Here is an 18533-nt window from a genome sequence, read left to right as displayed (position 1 = left end):
TCTTTCGTCACCGGCCGGTCCGACCTGTCATCACAGGTCATAGGCTGGAGGCATGACGATTCCTGCACTCGAACTGAACGACGGCAACTCCATCCCGCAGCTCGGCTACGGCGTCTTCAAGGTGCCGCCGGCAGAGACCGAGCGGGCGGTGAGCGAGGCGCTCGAGATCGGCTACCGCCACATCGACACCGCCGCCATCTACGGCAACGAAGAGGGCGTCGGCGCCGCCATCGCCGCCTCCGGCATCCCGCGCGACGAGCTGTTCGTCACGACGAAGCTCTGGAACGACCGTCACCACGACGACGAACCGCGCGCCGCCATCGGCGAGAGCCTCGAGAAGCTCGGACTCGACGAGGTCGACCTCTACCTCGTGCACTGGCCGACCCCGGCCAAGGACGACTATGTGCACGCGTTCGCGAAGCTCATCGAGCTCCGCGAGGCGGGTCTCACCCGCAGCATCGGCGTCTCGAACTTCCTAGTCCCGCACCTGGAGCGCACGGTCAAGGAGACCGGCGTCATCCCGGCCGTGAACCAGATCGAGCTGCACCCGGCGTACCAGCGCCGCGAAGAGGTCGCCTGGGCCGACGCGAACGGCGTCCGCATCGAGGCGTGGGGTCCTCTCGGCCAGGGCAAGTACGACCTCTTCGGCATCCCTGCGGTGGCAGATGCCGCCGCAGCGCACGGCGTCACCCCGGCACAGGCGGTGCTCCGCTGGCACCTGCAGAAGGGCATCATCGTGTTCCCGAAGTCGGTGCGCGCCGAGCGGCTGCGTGAGAACCTCGACGTCTTCGGCTTCGAACTGACCGACGCCGAGATCGCGGCGATCGACGCCCTCGACCCGCTCGACGGCTCCGGCCGCGTCGGCTCGCACCCGGACGAGGTCAACTGACCCCGCTCCCGTGGGACGGAGCCTCGGGCTCACATGACGCCCCGTGTCGCATCGCGCGACACGGGGCGTCGTCGTGAGTACCGTCGAGGCATGACAGCTCCGTTCCGTGTCGTCGCCGTGTCGGGATCCCTCCACGAGCCCAGCAAGACGACCGCCCTCGTCCGCGCGATCACGGCCGCCATCGCCGAGCGCGCCGAGGTCGAGTCGCAGCTCATCGAACTGACGCAGATCGGTCCGGGACTGGCCGGCGCGCTGCAGCGCGATCAGCTGCCGCCGGAGGTCGAGGCGCAGTTGCAGGCGATCGAATCGGCCGACCTGCTGATCGTGGGCAGCCCCGTCTACCGGGCGTCGTTCACGGGGCTCTTCAAGCACCTGTTCGATTTCGTCGGCCAGTACGACCTGGTGGGCAAGCCGGTGCTGCTCGCCGCGACCGGTGGCGGCGAGAAGCACGCGCTGATCATCGAGCACCAGCTGCGTCCGCTGTTCGCGTTCTTCCAGGCGCTCACCCTTCCGCTCGGCGTCTACGCGAGCAACACCGACTTCGACGGCTACGAGATCGCCTCCGAGGTGCTCGAGGCCCGCATCGCGTTGGCTGCCGAGCGCGCCCTTCCGCTGGTGGGGTACGCGGCATCGCGTCCGATCGAGCTGCTCGTCGGCTGACCGCACCCCCTCCGCGCGGCGTAGCGTGAAGGCATGACCAATCGGCTCGCCGACACTCTCAGCCCGTATCTCCGCGCGCACGCCGACAACCCCGTCGACTGGTACCCGTGGGGCGAGGAGGCATTCGACGAGGCGCGGCGGCGGGATGTGCCGCTCCTGATCTCGATCGGCTACTCGACCTGCCACTGGTGCCATGTGATGGCTCGGGAGTCGTTCGCCGACCCGGCCACCGCCGCGCTCATCAACGACGGGTTCGTGGCCGTCAAAGTCGACCGTGAGGAGCACCCGCAGGTGGACGGCGCCTACATGGCCGCGGCCTCCGCCTTCACGCAGAACCTCGGCTGGCCGCTCACCGTGTTCGCCACACCGCGTGGGCGCACCTTCTATGCCGGCACCTACTGGCCACCGGAAGCCCGGCCGCCGCTGCCGGCATTCCGCGACGTGCTCGCGGCGGTGCGGGAGGCGTGGACGCTGCGTCGTGCGCAGGCGGAGGAGTCGGCGGATGCCGTGACCGACGCGCTCGCCCGGGCGGCGGAATCCACACCATCCGACCTGCCGGACATGGTCGCGATCGCCGCGGCGGCCGCGTCCATCGCGCAGCGCGAGGATCGGCAGTTCGGCGGCTTCGGCGGCGCGCCCAAGTTCCCGGTCGCCACGACACTGCGATTCCTGCAGCATCCGCTCGTGAGAGAAGGCGCTCCCGAGGCGGCTGCCGCGACGGCACGCGCGCTCGCTGCGATGGCGGGTTCGGACCTGCGCGACGCCGATGGAGGATTCTTCCGTTATGCGACACAGCGTGACTGGACCGTGCCGCACTACGAGCGGATGCTGACCGACAACGCGCAGCTGCTCGAGATCGCGCGCGACGCGGGAGACGAGCAGACCGTGCGGGGCATCGCCTCCTTCCTGATCGACGTGCTCCAGCGCGACGGCGGGGGATTCGGCGCGGCGCAGGACTCAGAGTCGACGATCGACGGCGTGCGCAACGAGGGTGGCTACTACCTCCGCGCCCTCGCCGACCGCGCGGGTCTGGAGGTGCCGGCGGTCGACGGGAAGGTGATCACCGGTTGGAACGGACTCGCGATCGGCGCCCTCGCCCGGGCGGGGGCGGCCTTCGGGGAGCAGGGCTGGATCGACGCGGCCACCTCCGCGGCGGAACAGGTGCTGCGGATCAACCGGGATGCCGACGGTGCCCTGGTGCGTGCTTCCCTCGACGGGCGGGCATCCGCCGCGGTCGCGACCGCCGCCGACCTCGGGCTGCTCGCCGACGGTCTGTTCGCGCTCGCCCTGGCGACGGGCGACGCGGGGTGGGCGGTCGAGGCGCGCGTCGTCCTCGACGAGGCTCTCGAGGGGGCGGCCGGTGACGACCCGCTCCTGTCGGCCCAGGGCATCGCGACGTCGCCTGATCAGACCGATGGCGACCTGCCCTCAGACGCGGCGGCCGTCGCCGCTGCAGCCCTGACGGCCTGGTGGCTGGGGGCGGGGGAGCGATATCGCGAAGCGGCCGTCTCGACGGTGAGCGCGCTCGCCGAGCGCTCTCGGGAGCAGCCGTTCGCCCACGGCACGCTGCTGCGGGTGGCCGCAGGACTCGCCGTTCCACCTCGCCAGCTCGTCGTGGTCACCGAGGCACGTGGCAGCGCCCTGGCCGTGGCGGGGAGGGGTGCGGACGCCGAGGTGGTCGCCGTGGTCAGCGCCGAGCAGGCGCGATCGTTCGCGGATGCGGGATTCGCCCTGTTCCAGGGCAAGGATGCGACGACGGAACGCGCCTACGACTGCCGGGCGTTCGTGTGCCGACTGCCGGTGAGCGATCCCGCCGAGGTGTCGGTCGGGCGCTGACGGTCGGCCCGCGCTCCCGCCGGGGGCTCCTACGCTGGGAACGAACCGGTTTCGAGGGAGGAACGGGCATGACCGTGCAGCACATCGAGTGGGTCGACATCCCGGCGGGGACACTGCAGCGGGGAACGCCGCTCGATCAGATCGATGCCCTCACCGTCCGGTATGCCGCGACCGGTGTTCCGCCCGCCTGGTATCGGAAGGAGACGCCGCGCACGCCGGTCGCCGTCCCGGCGTTCCGACTCGCCCGCACCCCGGTGACGGTCGCGCAGTGGGCGGCGTACGCGGAGGCGACCGGCGCCCGCGCCATCTCCGGGATCGACGAGCATCCGGTGATCGGGGTCTCGTGGCACGAGGCCACCGCCTACGCCGCATGGATCGGCTCGCAGCTCGGCGTGGACGCCCGCCTGCCGACCGAAGACGAGTGGGAGCGGGCGGCGCGCGGCGACGACACCCGCGAGTTCCCGTGGGGTGACGAGTACGTCACGGGCCGGGCGAACCTGTTCGATCTGGGACTCGGCACCACCACACCCGTCGGTGCGTTCCCCGAGGGCGCCAGTCCGTTCGGGGTGCTCGACATGGCGGGCAACGTCGACGAGTGGACCTCGACCCTGTACGCGCCGTATCCGGGCGCGCCCGATGACGTCCCTGCCGTCGAGGACTGGGCGGCCGACCCGCACATCACACGCGGCGGAGCGTTCCGCCACGACGTGGATCTGGCCCGCTGCGCCCGCCGACACGGGGCGTACGAGGAGGACCTCGTCGCTGTGGGCATCGGGCTCCGGCTTGCGGCGTCCGCGATCGCGACAGCGTGACTGTGCAATCTGACTAACCGTCGCCCCAGGAGTGGCGGTCGGTTGCGCGAGATGCGCAGCTTCCGGTGCGCCGATTGCCCAGTGGATGCGATCCGTTCTACTGTTGCGCGACAGCAGGCGGTGCCGCTCGGGGGCCGCCCATGGATCACAGCAAGGACGCTCTGACGATGCCCCTCCCCACCCGCGCCGGACTCGACGCCGTTCCCGCGTACCGTCAGGGGCGCTCCGCCCCGGCCGGTGCTTCGAAGCTCTCCTCGAACGAGTCCCCGCATCCGCCGCTGCCCTCGGTCGTCGCGGCCGTGCGCGACCGCCTCGACGGCATCCACCGCTACCCGGACATGAGCGCTGCCGCCCTGCGCGAACGGCTGGCCGACCGCTACGGCGTCGATCCGTCGGAGGTCACGGTCGGTGCGGGGTCGGTCGAGATCGCCGCTCAGCTCATCCACGCGGTCGCCGGCGATGGTGACGAGGTGGTCTTCGCGTGGCGGTCGTTCGAGGCGTACCCGTCCCTGGTTCGCATCGCGGGTGCCACGCCCGTCCCGGTGCCGCTCGACGCAGACCACGGACACGACCTCGACGCGATGCTCGCGGCGATCACCCCGCGCACCCGCCTGATCTTCGTGTGCAACCCGAACAACCCGACGGGCACCGTGGTCGGCGCCGACGAGCTCGAGCGCTTCGTCGCCGCGGTGCCGCACGACGTGCTCGTGGTGATCGACGAGGCCTATGTGCACTTCGATCGCACCGAGAGTCGAGGTGCCGGCATCGAGCTGTTCCGGCGGCACCCGCATGTGGCGGTGCTGCACACGTTCTCCAAGGCCTACGGCCTCGCGGGCCTGCGCATCGGCTATGCGATCGCCCCGGCCGCCGTCGCCGAGAACCAGCGCAAGGTCGCCGTGCCGTTCGGCGTGACCGACCTCGCGCAGACCGCGGCGCTCGCCTCGCTGGACGCCGAGGACGAGCTCGCGACACGCATCGACGAGGTCGTCGTGCAGCGCGACCGGCTCCATGCCGTGCTCGTGGCGGCCGGATGGCCCGCCGTCCGGTCCCAGGCGAACTTCGTGTGGGTGCCGTCCGCCGACCGCACCGCGGAGCTCGAGCACCTGCTGCAGGCGGGCGGCGTGATCGCGCGCGCCTTCGCCGGGGAGGGCATCCGCATCTCCTCGGGCTCTGTGGAGGACATCGACCGGGTGGAGGCCGCGCTCGCAGGCGCCGCCCGGGAACGCGGTGCCGCTGAGCGTGTGGAGGTCGGCGCATGACCGATGACCGCATGACCGAGATCCCCCCGACCACCACGACCACCAAGGGTCTGCACCCGGGCCTGACCCGCCGCCAGATCTCGATGATGGGGCTGGGCGGTGCGATCGGCGCCGGGCTGTTCGTCGGATCAGGTCAGGCGATCAGCATCGCGGGGCCCGCCGTGCTGGTGTCGTACCTGGTCGCGGGCGGCATCGTCGTGCTCGTGATGGCGATGCTGGCCGAGATGGTCGCCGCCCGGCCCAGCTCGGGGGCTTTCAGCTCATATGCCCAGAAGGCGATGGGACGCAGCGCCGGCAGCGCGGTCGGCTGGCTCTACTGGATCCAGCTGGTCGTGGTGATCGCCGCGGAGGCGACCGGTGCCGGTGCGATCGTGGCCAACTGGACACCGGGCATCCCGGCCTGGGTGTGGGTGCTGATCTTCGTCGTCGCGCTCACCGCGGTGAATCTGTTCGGGGTGCGCAACTACGGCCGCTTCGAGTTCTGGTTCGCGGCGATCAAGGTCGCGGCGATCATCGCCTTCCTCGTGGTGGGGGTGTGCGCGATCGTCGGGCTGATCCCCGGTGTGCCGGCGACCGGCATCGCGAACCTGGTCGACAACGGCGGCTTCGCACCGAACGGCATCGCCGGGATCGCCGGCGCCCTGCTGATCGTCGTCTTCGCGTTCGGAGGTACCGAGGTCGTCGCGATCGCCGCCGCGGAGTCGAACGATCCCGCGCACAACATCCGCCGCATCGTGCGGGAGGTGCTCGTGCGCATCCTCGTCTTCTACGTCGGATCGATCTTCGTGATCGTGGCTGTGCTGCCCTGGAACGACCCCGCCGTGAAGGCGGGGCCCTTCTCGGCGGTGCTCGAGACGCTGAACGTGCCCGGCGTCGGTCTGGTGATGGACCTCATCGTGATCATCGCGCTGCTGTCGGCCATGAACGCCAACATCTACGGCGCCTCGCGCATGGCGTATTCGCTGGGGGAGCGCGGGCTCGCCCCGCTGGCCGCGACCCGCACGAGCCTCAAGGGCGTGCCGTTCGTCGCCGTGCTGGCCTCCGTGGCGTTCGGGTTCGTCACGGTCGGGCTCAACTGGGCCTTCCCTGACGTGGTGCTGCCCGCCCTGCTCAACGTGGTCGGCTCGACGCTGCTCGTGATCTGGACCGCCACCGCGGTGGCGCAGATCATCCTCCGCCGTCGCGCGGATCGTGCCGGCGAGGCGATGCCGATGCGCATGTGGGGCTTCCCCTGGCTGTCGTGGCTGTGCCTGGTGCTGCTCGCCGCGGTGATCGCCCTCGCGATGATCGATGAGGCCGCGCGCATCCAGCTGCTGCTCACGCTGGGTCTCACCGCCGTCCTCCTCCTCGTCGCCCGGGCGACCAGGAGCGTGGCCCGGCCCGGCGTCCCACGGGAGTAGCGATGCGCATCGATCGCCTCGACGCCCAGCTCATCCGCCTGCTCACGGAGTCGCCGCAGCTACCGATCCTGGAGTGCGCACGGCGACTCGGGATCGCGCGCGGCACCGCGACGAGCCGGCTCGCGCGCCTGCACGAGGGCGGGGTGATCGAGGCGATCGTGCCGCGGATCGATCCGGCGGGTTTCGGCTACGGCGTCGTCGCGTTCTGCCTGGTCGAGATCGATCAGAAGGTGGGGCACGACGACGTCGCCACGGCTCTTGCGGATGCCGTCCCCGAGATCGTCGACATGCACACCGTCACGGGGGCCAGCGACATGCAGCTGCGGCTGGTGGCGCGCGATGCCACGCGGCTGCAGGAGGTGCTCGATCGGGTCGCCCTGGTGCCGGGAGTCGCGCGCACCGCCTCGTCGATCGCGATGCGCACGCATCTCTCGGGCCGTGTGCTCCCGCTGGTCGAGCACGTCGCCGCGGACGAGGTGCTCTAGGGCGAGGCGATCCCGCTAGCATCGTCGTCATGGTCGCTGCTCCTGTGCTCGTGGACCTCGACCGTGACAGCGTCGCGATGGGCGACGACATGTCGTCCCATGCGCGTCGCCTGTCGTTTCCGGACGGCACGCGCCTGGCAGATCTGCTCGAGGCGACGCATCCGGAGATCGAGAACCGCGGATGGTCGTGGGTCGCGGTCGTCGACGGCACCGTGTCGGCGGTGTGGTCGGTGGACCACGGCGTGTGTCTGCTGGTCAGGAACCGCCGGCTGCGGGGGTCGGCGTCGCCGATCCCGGTCGTCTTCCGCTACTTCCTGCAGCTCGATCCGCAGTGGCTGCACGGGCGACTGGCGGCGGGCGCTGCGGCGAATCGGGATGCCCTGAGCGTGGAGTACGCGCCGCTCGCGGCCGAGCGCCTGGAGGCGGAACAGCGCCGCCGCGAGCGGGAGGTTCCGGAGAAGCTGCTCTCCTCAGCGGCCGTCGGCGCGCTCGCGCGGCTCGGCGCGACGATCGACCTGCACTCCGACGTGCGCTGTCGGTTCCTCGCCGCGGGGGAGCGATGGGTCGTCGTGCGTTCCGACTCCATGACGGTCGTCTACCGCGCGGAGACCCCCGCACCGATCGCGTCGCTGCGTCCCCGCGCCTTCGCCGAGCTCTGGCTCGCGACGGCTGTGGGGGCGCGTGGACGGCAGGCGCACGGCCTTCCTCCGTTGCCGCCATCCGCGTCGACGGAGGTTCCGCAGCCGGAGACCATGGCGTCCTGGCCCCCAGGCACCTCGCGATGGTCGTTCACCGGCGAGGACGGTCACGTCGCTCAGCTCTCCGGCGAAGACGCCCTGGACTGGTACCGCTTCGCGTTCGGGCGCACGCTCGACGAGATCGTGGGGTCACTCGCGGTCTGAGGGACGCCGTGGTGCGTCGGGCGGGCTCACACCCAGCCGGGCAGCCAGTTGTGTACCAGCCAGAACTCGTACGGCACGCTCATCCCCGTCCACAGGGGAAGGAAGAACGCCGACACGAGCACCACGAACGCGAGGAAGATCATCACGGTGCGCTCGCCGGACTGCCGGCGGTGCAGCGGATCCTCACGTCGCCCGGCGATGATCCGCAGCGTCATCGCCAGCGCGAGCACGAGGAACGGCATCATCACGACGGTGTAGAACTGGAAGATCGTGCGGTCGGGGAACATCAGCCACGGCACGTAGGTGACGGCGAGGCCGACCAGGGGGATGCTCAGTTCCGGGCCGACGGGCTGCCGGGTGATCCAGCCGCGCACCAGGCGGTAGAGCAGGTAGATCGCTGCGGCCACGCCCGCGTACCAGATGAGCGGATTCGGGATCGCCGAGATCACGCCGATGCAGTGATCCGTCCCGCAGCCCGCAGGGTCGGAGTCGACCCAGACCGCCGTGGGGCGCAGCAGGAACGGCCACTCCCAGGCGGGACTCGCGTAGGGGTGGCCGCGAGTGAGGCCGACGTGGAAGCCGAGCATCGACTCGTGGTACTTCCACAGCGCGATCAGCGGGTTCGGGTCGCTCTGGCGGTCATAGCCCCCTGCCGTCACCAGCCAGCCGGTCCAGCTGATCAGGTACACCGCCAGGGCGGGGAAGACGAGCAGCACGAACGAGACCGGCCCCTGTCGGAACGCGGCCGCAGTCGGCCACAGCACCACTCCCGCGCGACGGCGGGCGAGAGCATCCGTGACGACGACGTACAGGCCGAAGCCCGCCAGCACGTACAGCCCCGACCACTTCACGGCCGACGCCGCGCCGAGGGCGGCTCCCGCGGCGATCAGCCACGGACGACGCCAGAGCACCGGACCCCAGAACGGATCCGGGGTGTCGGGATCGCGCTTCTCGAGCACGGGGATCGTCCGCTGCCGGTCGATGATCACGAAGAGCGCACCCAGCAGGACGAAGAAGGTCAGGATGCCGTCGAGCAGGGCGATGCGACTCATCACGATGCTGAGACCGTCGATCGCGAGCAGCGTCCCAGCCACGCTCGCGACGATCACGGAACCGCTGAGCCGTCGCGCGATTAGGTAGACCAGGAGCACCGAGGCGCTGCCGAGCACCGCGGTCGCGAGTCGCCAGCCGGCGCTGTTGTCCGGCCCGCCGATCGCCATGCCGAGCGCGATGAGCCACTTGCCGAGCGGCGGATGCACGATGAACGCGCCCTGTTCGGACAGCGGCAGCTGCTGCAGCGTGACGAAGGCGTCGTTGGCGTTCTCGCCCCAGGTGCCCTCGTAGCCGAGCGTCCACAGCGACCAGGCGTCTTTGACGTAGTACGTCTCGTCGAAAGCGAGCTGATGCGGATGGGCGACGTTGATCAGCCGGAGGAGGGCAGCGATCGCGGTGATGACGAGGGGTGCGAGCCACCGGATCGCGCGTCCCCAGTCGGGGGCGTTGAGCAGGCGGTCACGCAGTCGCCCGTAGCGCGTCAACCGCTCATCGGGAGCGGGAAGCAGGGGCACGGGCGCGGTCACCGCTCCAGCCTAGACAACCGGCCTTCTCGGCCGGCTGCATCCGGCCCGCCTAAGCTGGGCGGGTGATCATCCTCGCCGCCACTCCGATCGGAAATCTCGGCGACGCGTCGCGCCGTCTCGTGGAGGTCTTGGAGAACGCCGAGGTCATCGTGGCCGAAGACACCCGCACCACGCAACGTCTGCTGAAGGCCCTGCAGATCGAGAATCGCCCGCGCCTGATCGCCCTGCACGACCACAACGAGAAGCAGAAGGCCGCCGAGCTGGCGGCTCTCGCGGCCGAGACCGACATCGTGGTGATGAGCGATGCCGGGATGCCCACCGTGAGCGACCCCGGCTACGGGCTGGTCGCCGAAGCGGTCGCTCAGGGCGTCACGGTGACCGCGATCCCCGGGCCGAGCGCGGTGCTGATGGCACTCGCGATCTCGGGCCTGCCCACCGACCGCTTCACGTTCGAGGGGTTCCTGCCGCGCAAGCCGGGGGAGCGGCGTTCGACTCTGCGCGCGCTGGCGGCCGAACCCCGCACCATGGTCTTCTTCGAATCGCCCGCCCGCCTCGCGAGCTCCCTCGCCGACATGGGGGCGGCATTCGGCGACGACCGGCGGATCGCGGTGTGCCGAGAGCTGACGAAACTGTACGAGGAGGTGCGCCGCGGCACAGCATCGGAACTCGTCGCCTGGGCCGAGGACGGCGTGAAGGGTGAGATCGTCGTCGTGGTCGAAGGGGCGGCGCACCGCGATGCCTCCCCGGAAGACGCTCTCGCGCAGGTGCAGAAGCTCGTCGCCGACGGCATCCGGTTGAAGGACGCCGCCTCCGAGGTCGCCGGCCTCACGGGTCTCTCCTCCCGCGACCTCTATCAGGCCGCCCTCGCCGCCCGCTCCGGAGGAGCGTGACCGTGAGCAAGGCGGCGACCGTGTACGACGTGGCCGATCGGGCCGGCGTCTCGATCGCCACGGTCTCGCGTGTGCTGCGCTCGCCGGATGCGGTGCGCCCGGTCACCCGTGAGCGCGTGCTCGACGCCGTCGCCGCGCTGGGGTACGTGCCCAGCGGCAGCGCCCGCGGACTCGCCGAGCGTCGAACCGGGGTGCTCGGGCTGTACTTCCCGGGGTTCGACGCCGCCGAGGATGCTCCGCCCCTCGACGCGCTCTCCGCCGCCGACGCCGACGCACCGCCGTTCGCGATCGTCCGCGACGAGGTGGAATCCGACGGCCGGCACACCTCGATGCTGTTCCTCGACGAGGTGCTGCGCGGTGCGGAGCTGGAGGCCTGGAAGCAGGGTTTCGTGCTGATGGTCGGCGTCGGGCGGGACGACCCTGACCGCTCCACCGTGCGCGACATGGCGGGCCGTGTGGACGGGCTCATGGTCCTCGCGAGCAGCGTGCCGGACGACGTGCTGGCCCGGCTGGCGCGGCGCATCCCCGTGGTGGTGCTCTCGGGTCCTCCCCGCGGCGATCACTACGACCACGTCACGGTGAGCAACGCCGAGGCGATGGGTGAGCTGACCAGGCACGTGCTGGCGCAGGTGGGAGACGGGCGGCTCGCGTTCCTCGCGGGGCCCGCGGATTCGCCGGACGGCCTGCAGCGCTGGGAGGGGTTCGCGGCCGCCGTGACGGCTGCCGGTGGTGGGCTCGACGACGTGACCGTGCTGCGCGGCGACTTCACCCGCGCATCGGGGCGCCGCGCGGCCGAGGAGCTTCTCGCCGCGGGGGTGCCGGCCGCGCTGATCGCCGCGAACGATCAGATGGCGCTCGGAGCGCTCGACGTGCTCCGAGGCGCCGGTATCCGCGTGCCGGACGACGTCCTGGTGACGGGCTTCGACGGGATCGAGGCCGCCGCGCTGTCGCAGCCTCCGCTGACCACGATCCGTCAGCCGATGATCGACCTCGGCCGGGCGGCCGTTCAGGTGCTCGCCCGGCGGCTGGAGAACGCGGAAGCCGACCCGGTGGTCGCCCGGCTGCCCCTCCAGATCCTGCTGCGCGAGAGCTCTCAGCACCCCGTCTGAACGGCGCGGCCATGGTCGGCGCGCCCGTGTCAAGGGGTTGCGATCGCAAAATGTATGCGCTTACAATCACTGAGGCGGTGCACACCGCCCTGAGACGGCGCAGGCCGTGCGGGTGTTCCGAAGTTCCGGTGGTCCGGCAGGGGCGCCCTTCATGACAGAGACGACATGAGGTGGCAGATGTCAGGTGGCAGAACACCGGGACGGCGCATGATGCAGCGCTGGCGCCGAGCGACGATCGTGGGCCTCGCGGCCGTGGCGGTCGCCCTCAGCGGCTGCAGCATCCAGATCACATCCCAACCCGATCCGTCGATCGGCGCCGACACGATGCTGATCAATGCCGACAAGGGCAACCCGTTCTTCACGAAGAACTTCAACCCGTACCTCACCAACACGCGCACCGCGTCGCGGTGGATCTACGAGCCGCTGATCCTGATCAATCCGCTCGACGGCACGCAGAACCCGTGGCTCGCCTCCGAATGGAGTCAGCCCGACGCGCGCACGATCGTCATGACGATCCGCGACGACGTGAAGTGGAGCGACGGCGAAGACCTGACGCCCGAGGACGTGGCCTTCACGTTCCAGCTGCTCAAGGACAACCCGTCGCTCGACATCAAGGGCGCATGGCAGCACCTCGACAGCGTCGAGACCGAGGGCAGCGACGTGATCCTGCACCTCAAGACCGAGGACGCGCCATCGCTGGCGATCCTCGGTCAGACCATGATCGTGCCCGAGCACCTCTGGTCCGATGTGAAGGACCCCGGCACGTATCGCAACGAGGATCCGGTCGGAACCGGGCCGTTCGTGCTCGGCAACTACAACGACCAGCAGTACTCGATGGACAAGAACCCCGACTACTGGCAGGCCGACTCGATCGAGATCGAGCACATCATCCTCCCCGCCACGAACTCGCAGCTCGACACCGTCACCCGCGGTTATGACTGGGCCTACTCCTTCATCTCCGACGTCGAGGGCACCTGGGGCGCGGCGAGCGAGCACAACGCGTGGTGGTTCCCGCCCGGCGGCGTGATCGCGTTGATGCCGAACCTCGAGGTCGCGCCCTTCGACGACGTGAACGTGCGACGCGGCATCGCGCTCTCCCTCGATCGTGAGGAGATCGCAGAGACCGCCTCCGAGGGATACATGAAGCCGGCGGGTCAGACGGGTCTCATCCTTCCGAACCAGGAGCAGTACCTGGATCCGAGCATCCCCGATCAGGGCATGATCACGCAGGACGAGGATGCCGCTCTCGCCGCCTTCGCCGACGCGGGCTACACCCTCGACGGCGACCGTCTCGTCGACGCGAACGGCGAGCAGCTCGAGTTCGCGCTGACCACGGCGAACGGGTATTCCGACTGGACCAGGGCGGCGCAGACCGTGCGCAGCCAGCTCGCCGACGTCGGCGTGAAGGTCACCCTCAAGCTTCCGCAGCCCGCGGGATATCAGAGCGCGATCAGCAACGGCGACTTCGAGATGGCGATCGGCGGCATGGGCAACGGCGACGTGTACCAGGCCTACAACAACCTGCTTTCCAGCGAGTTCTACGTGCCGTCGGGAAAGCCGACCGCGAACAACTTCGAGCGCTACAAGTCGGACAAGGTCGACGCACTGCTCGCCGAGTATCGCGAGACCGTCGACGCCGCCCGCCAGGCCGAGATCGTGAAGGAGCTGCAGGGCGTCGTCTACGACGAGATGCCTGTGATCGGCCTCTACTACGGCGGCATCTGGGGCCTGTTCAGCGACGCCAAGTTCACCGGCTGGCCGAGTGAGGAAGACCCGTACATGATCCCGCAGAACTACGACTCCGCGCCGCTGGGCATCTTCACCCGGCTCGAGCGCGTGAAGGAGGACGACAAGTGAAGTACGTGCTCCAGAAGTTCGGCCTGTTCGTGCTCACCCTGTGGGCCGCGGTCACCCTGAACTTCTTCCTCCCGCGCATGATGCCCGGTTCCCCGGCGGATGCCGCCATCGCCAAGCTGTCCCAGAACGGGCCGGTGTCGGACGCCACGCGCGCCGCCATCGAGGCGCAGCTGGGTGTTCCGACCGGATCGCTGTGGGACCAGTACATCGCCTATCTCGGCCAGGTCGTCCGGCTCGACTTCGGTGTCTCGTACACGTTCTATCCGCAGTCGGTGTCGAGCATGGTGTCCACGGCGCTGCCGTACACGATCGGGCTCGTCGGCATCGTCACGATCCTCGCGTTCGTGATCGGCACGCTGATCGGCGTCGCCGCCGCCTGGCGTCGCGGCACCTGGCTCGACACCCTCCCGACGCTGACCGGTTCGTTCCTCAGCACGTTCCCGTACTTCTGGACCGCGCTGCTGCTGCTGTTCTTCTTCGGCTACGTGCTGCACTGGTTCCCGACCACCGGCGCCTACTCGGCGACCACGACACCCGGGTTCACCTGGGAGTTCCTCGGAGACCTGCTCAGCCACGCGTTCCTGCCGGCCCTGACGATCCTGCTCACCTCCCTGGGCGGATGGATCATCGGCATGCGCAACGCCATGATCAATACGCTCGGCGAGGACTACATCACGTTCGGCGAGGCGAACGGGCTGCACGGCCGCACGATCGCCCTCCGCTACGCCGCGCGCAACGCGATCCTGCCGAACCTCACCGGCTTCGGGCTCACGCTCGGCGGTGTGGTCGGCGGATCGATCCTGGTGGAACAGGTGTTCGGGTATCCGGGCATCGGCTATCTGCTCTTCAACGCCGTGATCGGGCAGGACTACCCGCTCATGCAGGCGCTCTTCCTGATGATCACCGTGAGCGTGCTCATCGCCAACTTCCTCGTTGACATCCTGTACGGGGTACTCGACCCAAGGACCCGCCGATGACTTCCACCATGAACGTCAAGATCCCCGCCGAGCGCATCGCTGCGCCCAGCCCATGGCGCGCCTTCGGGCGCATGGTCGCCACCCTCTGGAGCAATGGCAAGGCACGGCTCGGGTTGTGCATCCTCGCCTTCTTCGTGCTCGTGGCGGTGTTCGCCCCCGTCCTCGCCCCCTACGGCGCGAAGGACAACACCTTCGAGCGCAACGCCGATGCGTCGTGGGCGCACTGGCTCGGCACGACGGCCGCGGGGGAGGACGTGCTCAGCCAGCTCATCTACGGCGCACAGGTCAGCCTGCTCGTCGGCTTCGCCGCCGGCATCCTGTCGACCATCGTGGCGGTGCTCATCGGTCTCAGCTGGGGCTACATGCGCGGTTTCGCCGGCGAGGTGGTCGGCTTCATCGTCAACCTCTTCCTGGTGATCCCCGGACTCCCGCTCATGATCGTGATCGCCGCGTACCTGCAGAACGGCGGCATCCTGATGATCATCGCGGTCATCGTGGTGACCGGCTGGGCCTGGGGCGCCCGTGTGCTCCGCAGCCAGACGCAGTCGCTGCGCGGCAACGACTTCGTCACCTCGGCGCAGTTCTCGGGTGACAGCAGGACGCGCATCATCTTCCGCGAGATCCTGCCCAACATGACGTCGATCATCGCCGGCACGCTCTTCGGGGCGGCGACGGCCGCGATCCTGGCGGAGGCAGGCCTGGAGTTCCTCGGCCTCGGCGACTCCAGCATCGTCAGCTGGGGCACCATGCTCTACTGGGCGCAGAACTCCAACTCCCTGCTCACCGGACAGTGGCTGCTGCTGTTCGCCCCCGGTCTGTGCATCGCACTGCTGGCGTTGAGCCTGACACTGATCAACTTCGGCGTGGACGGCATCTCCAATCCGCGCCTGCGAGAGGGGAAGGGTCGATGACCGCCATGGCACCCGCGACCACCACCACGGAGAACGACATCCTGCTCGAGGTGCAGGGGCTGTCCGTCGAATACGCCTCGCCGGGCACGAAGCCCGTCACCGCGGTCGAGAACGTGTCGTTCTCGCTCCGCCGCGGCGAGTTCGTCGGTCTGGTCGGCGAGTCGGGGTCGGGCAAGTCGACCCTCGGCTTCGCCCTCACGCGACTGCAGAAGCCCCCGGCGCGCATCAGCGCGGGGCGCATCCTCTTCGGCGGGCGCGACATCCGCGAGCTGGATGCCGAGGAGCTGCGTCGTCAGCGTCAGGGCGGATTCGCCATGGTGCTGCAGTCGGGCATGAACGCCCTCAACCCCGTGCGCACCATCGGCAACCACTTCCGCGACATCTTCGCGGCGCACGGACACGTGCCCAAGGACGCCCGCGATGCGCGTGCCCGTGAGCTCATCGGCAAGGTCGGTCTCGACGCGTCGGTGCTCGCCCGTTACCCGGGCGAGCTCTCCGGCGGTATGCGCCAGCGTGCCTCGATCGCGCTCGCGCTGTCTCTCGAACCACAGCTGATGGTGTTCGACGAGCCCACCACGGCGCTCGACGTGCTCGTGCAGCACGCGGTGATGGACACGATCAAGGAGCTGCAGCGGGCCGAGCACTTCACCGCCATCCTCATCAGTCACGACCTCGGCATCGTGCTGGAGGCGACCGACCGGGTGATGGTGATGCACGAAGGGCACATCGTCGAAGACGCGAGGAGCATCGACATCCTCGAGCGCCCGCAGGACGAGTACACCCGGATGCTCCTCAGCCACTACGCGGACCCCCGCGCGGAGAAGATCGAGATCCCCGGCTTCCTCGACGCCGGTACCCGCCGTCGTGAAGGACGTGCGCGGACCGACGTCACCGAGACGCTGCCGACCGTGTCGTCGCGCGACACCCGTCGTGCGGATGCGGCGATCGTGGTGGAGGGCGTCTCGAAGCACTACCCGGCCCCTCGCCGTGGGCAGGACGCCGTGACCGCGGTCGACGACGTGTCGTTCCGTCTCGAACCGGGGGAGGCCCTGGCACTCGTGGGCGCCTCGGGCTCGGGCAAGTCGACCATCGCCAAGATGCTGACGGGGGTCGAGAAGCCGACCTCCGGTACGGTGCACTTCGGCGATGTCGACGTCGCGACGCTCAAACGCCGTGGACTGCGCGACCTCCGCAAGGACGTGCAGATGGTGTTCCAGGATCCGTATGCGGCGCTCAACCCGCTGCACACGGTCGAGTACGCCCTCACCCGTCCGGTCATGAACTACACGACGCTGCGGGGGCCCGAGGCGAGGGCGCGAGTGCTCGAGCTGCTCGAGACGGTGGGCCTCACGCCCGTCGAGCAGTTCGCCGCCAAGCTGCCGCACCAGCTCTCCGGCGGGCAGCGGCAGCGCGTCGTGATCGCCAGGGCGCTCGCGAGCGACCCGCAGGTGCTGATCGCCGATGAACCCGTCTCGATGCTCGACGTCTCGCTGCGTGCCGGGGTGCTGGCGCTGCTGGAGGACCTGCGCGAGAGGTGGGGCATCAGCATGCTCTACATCACGCACGACCTGCTGAGCGCGCGCCTGGTGACCCAGAACATCCTGGTGCTCAACGGCGGCCGGGTGGTCGAGCGCGGCGAGACCTCGGAGGTGCTGCAGCATCCGGAGGATCCGTACACGATCCAGCTGCTGGACGCGGTGCCCAATCCCGCGCGCCTGCGCTGACCGTCACGACTTCAACACAAGAGAGAGGAGAGCACTCGTGCTCGCATTCCCCGACGGCTTCCTGTGGGGTGCCGCGACAGCGGCCCACCAGGTGGAGGGCAACAACACCACGAGCAACTGGTGGGCGATGGAACACGCGCCCGGCTCGCCCATGGTGGAGCCCTCCGGTGACGCCGCCGACCACTTCCACCGCTACCCGGAGGACATGCGGCTGCTCGCCGCCGCCGGGCTGAACTCCTACCGGTTCTCGGTGGAGTGGGCGCGGATCGAGCCCGAGCGCGGCTTCGTCTCCCGGGCGATGCTCGACCACTACCGTCGCATGATCGACACCGCCCGCGAGAACGGGCTCGACCCCACGGTCACGCTCATGCACTTCACGGTGCCGCAGTGGTTCCAGAAGGACGGCTTCTGGCGTGCCGACGACGCGGTCGACCTGTTCGCCCGCTACGTCGAGACCGTGCTGCCGATCCTCGACGGCATCGACTACGTGTGCACGATCAACGAGCCGAACATCGCGGCGATGCTGGCCGGAGGAGAGGACGCGGCGAACCTCGTCGCCTACGGCCTCCCGAACCCCGACCTCGCCGTCGCCGACACGCTGCTCGAGGCGCACCACCGCGCATCGGAGATCCTGCACTCGGTGCCCGGTGTCAAGGCCGGATGGACCATCGCCACGCAAGCGTTCCACTCCACGGGAGAGCCTGGCGCCGACGAGATGCTCGCCGCGTACGGCGACCCCCGCGACCACTGGTACCTCGACCAGTCGGCCGGCGACGACTTCGTCGGCGTGCAGGCCTACACCCGCACCTTCATCGGTCCCGAGGGCCCGCGCCCGGTGGCGGACGATGTGGAGACCACGCTGACCGGCTGGGAGTTCTTCCCCGAGGCGCTCGAGATGGGAGTGCGCAGCGCCTGGGAGCGGAGCGGCGGAGTGCCCGTGCTCGTGACCGAGAACGGCATCGCGACCGCTGACGACACGCGGCGCATCGCCTACACGCAGGGTGCGCTCGAGGGACTGCACCGCGCCATCTCCGACGGCATCGACGTGCGCGCCTACCAGCACTGGAGCGCCCTCGACAACTACGAATGGGCCAGCGGCTTCCGGCCCACGTTCGGCCTGATCGGCTTCGACCACGAGACGTTCGAGCGCTCGCCGAAGCCGTCGCTCGCCTGGCTCGGAGAGGTCGCGCGCCGCAACGGCCTCTGAGAGGCGCCGCCGACCCCGCCGCGGATGCGCCCCGG

The 18533-nt window shown here is 69.7% G+C and carries 16 protein-coding genes; 15 read left to right on the top strand and 1 reads right to left on the bottom strand.

Features of this window, described 5'->3' with window-relative positions; all coding sequences use genetic code 11:
- The first annotated feature begins 52 nt into the window (after window positions 1-52).
- From L687_RS32145 to L687_RS32110, 8 genes are all read left to right on the top strand, one after another.
- Window positions 53-889, top strand: a complete 837-nt coding sequence (locus tag L687_RS32145; protein ID WP_021199920.1) for an aldo/keto reductase — start codon at window positions 53-55, stop codon at window positions 887-889.
- A 90-nt stretch (window positions 890-979) separates the two neighbouring features.
- Entirely contained in the window at window positions 980-1549 is a 570-nt protein-coding gene (gene msuE / locus L687_RS32140; protein WP_029259601.1) for an FMN reductase, read from the top strand.
- A gap of 33 nt (window positions 1550-1582) precedes the next feature.
- A complete protein-coding gene (locus L687_RS32135; protein WP_021199918.1) occupies window positions 1583-3385 on the top strand; it encodes a thioredoxin domain-containing protein in 1803 nt (600 codons plus the stop codon).
- Window positions 3386-3453: 68 nt separating this feature from the next.
- Entirely contained in the window at window positions 3454-4197 is a 744-nt protein-coding gene (locus L687_RS32130) for a formylglycine-generating enzyme family protein (RefSeq protein WP_021199917.1), read from the top strand.
- 167 nt (window positions 4198-4364) lie between these two features.
- Window positions 4365-5456, top strand: coding sequence for a histidinol-phosphate transaminase (gene hisC / locus L687_RS32125; protein WP_036331598.1), 1092 nt, complete (start codon window positions 4365-4367; stop codon window positions 5454-5456).
- Between the two features lie 11 nt (window positions 5457-5467).
- Window positions 5468-6856 carry an amino acid permease gene (locus L687_RS32120; RefSeq protein ID WP_231494457.1) on the top strand — a complete coding sequence of 463 codons (1389 nt, stop codon included), beginning with the start codon at window positions 5468-5470 and terminating at the stop codon, window positions 6854-6856.
- A 2-nt stretch (window positions 6857-6858) separates the two neighbouring features.
- The gene (locus L687_RS32115) at window positions 6859-7341 is read left to right on the top strand and encodes an Lrp/AsnC family transcriptional regulator (RefSeq protein ID WP_021199914.1); all 483 of its coding nucleotides are present in this window, start codon (window positions 6859-6861) and stop codon (window positions 7339-7341) included.
- Window positions 7342-7370: 29 nt separating this feature from the next.
- The gene (locus L687_RS32110; protein WP_021199913.1) at window positions 7371-8243 is read left to right on the top strand and encodes a hypothetical protein; all 873 of its coding nucleotides are present in this window, start codon (window positions 7371-7373) and stop codon (window positions 8241-8243) included.
- Between the two features lie 26 nt (window positions 8244-8269).
- Here the strand turns inward: L687_RS32110 and L687_RS32105 are convergent, their stop codons facing one another.
- On the bottom strand, window positions 8270-9823 hold the full coding sequence (locus tag L687_RS32105; protein WP_021199912.1) for a dolichyl-phosphate-mannose--protein mannosyltransferase: 1554 nt from the start codon (window positions 9821-9823) through the stop codon (window positions 8270-8272).
- Between the two features lie 62 nt (window positions 9824-9885).
- Here L687_RS32105 and rsmI point away from each other — a divergent pair, with 62 nt between their 5' ends.
- From rsmI to L687_RS32070, 7 genes are all read left to right on the top strand, one after another.
- Complete coding sequence (rsmI, locus tag L687_RS32100) at window positions 9886-10713, top strand: 16S rRNA (cytidine(1402)-2'-O)-methyltransferase (RefSeq protein WP_021199911.1); 828 nt, start codon at window positions 9886-9888, stop codon at window positions 10711-10713.
- The gene (locus L687_RS32095; RefSeq protein ID WP_021199910.1) at window positions 10710-11822 is read left to right on the top strand and encodes a LacI family DNA-binding transcriptional regulator; all 1113 of its coding nucleotides are present in this window, start codon (window positions 10710-10712) and stop codon (window positions 11820-11822) included. Before rsmI ends, L687_RS32095 begins: the two co-directional genes overlap by 4 nt.
- A 207-nt stretch (window positions 11823-12029) precedes the next feature.
- Complete coding sequence (locus tag L687_RS32090) at window positions 12030-13679, top strand: ABC transporter substrate-binding protein (protein WP_021199909.1); 1650 nt, start codon at window positions 12030-12032, stop codon at window positions 13677-13679.
- Complete coding sequence (locus L687_RS32085) at window positions 13676-14656, top strand: ABC transporter permease (RefSeq protein WP_021199908.1); 981 nt, start codon at window positions 13676-13678, stop codon at window positions 14654-14656. Before L687_RS32090 ends, L687_RS32085 begins: the two co-directional genes overlap by 4 nt.
- Entirely contained in the window at window positions 14653-15567 is a 915-nt protein-coding gene (locus L687_RS32080; RefSeq protein ID WP_021199907.1) for an ABC transporter permease, read from the top strand. The genes L687_RS32085 and L687_RS32080 overlap by 4 nt, the downstream gene beginning before the upstream one ends.
- On the top strand, window positions 15564-17291 hold the full coding sequence (locus L687_RS32075; protein WP_021199906.1) for an ABC transporter ATP-binding protein: 1728 nt from the start codon (window positions 15564-15566) through the stop codon (window positions 17289-17291). Before L687_RS32080 ends, L687_RS32075 begins: the two co-directional genes overlap by 4 nt.
- 37 nt (window positions 17292-17328) lie before the next feature.
- Window positions 17329-18498 carry a glycoside hydrolase family 1 protein gene (locus L687_RS32070; RefSeq protein WP_021199905.1) on the top strand — a complete coding sequence of 390 codons (1170 nt, stop codon included), beginning with the start codon at window positions 17329-17331 and terminating at the stop codon, window positions 18496-18498.
- The last annotated feature ends 35 nt before the right edge of the window (window positions 18499-18533 follow it).

This window comes from Microbacterium maritypicum MF109 (genome assembly GCF_000455825.1).
In the GTDB taxonomy this organism is placed as follows: domain Bacteria; phylum Actinomycetota; class Actinomycetes; order Actinomycetales; family Microbacteriaceae; genus Microbacterium; species Microbacterium maritypicum_A.
This window is presented reverse-complemented; position numbering and strand designations above follow the sequence as displayed.

What these genes read in the sequence shown, in the direction of transcription:
- L687_RS32130 (WP_021199917.1), top strand. Translation starts at nt 3,454, where the DNA reads ATGACCGTGCAGCACATCGAGTGGGTCGACATCCCGGCGGGGACACTG.
- L687_RS32135 (WP_021199918.1), top strand. Translation starts at nt 1,583, where the DNA reads ATGACCAATCGGCTCGCCGACACTCTCAGCCCGTATCTCCGCGCGCAC.
- L687_RS32075 (WP_021199906.1), top strand. Translation starts at nt 15,564, where the DNA reads ATGACCGCCATGGCACCCGCGACCACCACCACGGAGAACGACATCCTG.
- msuE (WP_029259601.1), top strand. Translation starts at nt 980, where the DNA reads ATGACAGCTCCGTTCCGTGTCGTCGCCGTGTCGGGATCCCTCCACGAG.
- L687_RS32110 (WP_021199913.1), top strand. Translation starts at nt 7,371, where the DNA reads ATGGTCGCTGCTCCTGTGCTCGTGGACCTCGACCGTGACAGCGTCGCG.
- hisC (WP_036331598.1), top strand. Translation starts at nt 4,365, where the DNA reads ATGCCCCTCCCCACCCGCGCCGGACTCGACGCCGTTCCCGCGTACCGT.
- L687_RS32080 (WP_021199907.1), top strand. Translation starts at nt 14,653, where the DNA reads ATGACTTCCACCATGAACGTCAAGATCCCCGCCGAGCGCATCGCTGCG.
- L687_RS32145 (WP_021199920.1), top strand. Translation starts at nt 53, where the DNA reads ATGACGATTCCTGCACTCGAACTGAACGACGGCAACTCCATCCCGCAG.
- L687_RS32090 (WP_021199909.1), top strand. Translation starts at nt 12,030, where the DNA reads ATGATGCAGCGCTGGCGCCGAGCGACGATCGTGGGCCTCGCGGCCGTG.
- L687_RS32120 (WP_231494457.1), top strand. Translation starts at nt 5,468, where the DNA reads ATGACCGAGATCCCCCCGACCACCACGACCACCAAGGGTCTGCACCCG.
- L687_RS32115 (WP_021199914.1), top strand. Translation starts at nt 6,859, where the DNA reads ATGCGCATCGATCGCCTCGACGCCCAGCTCATCCGCCTGCTCACGGAG.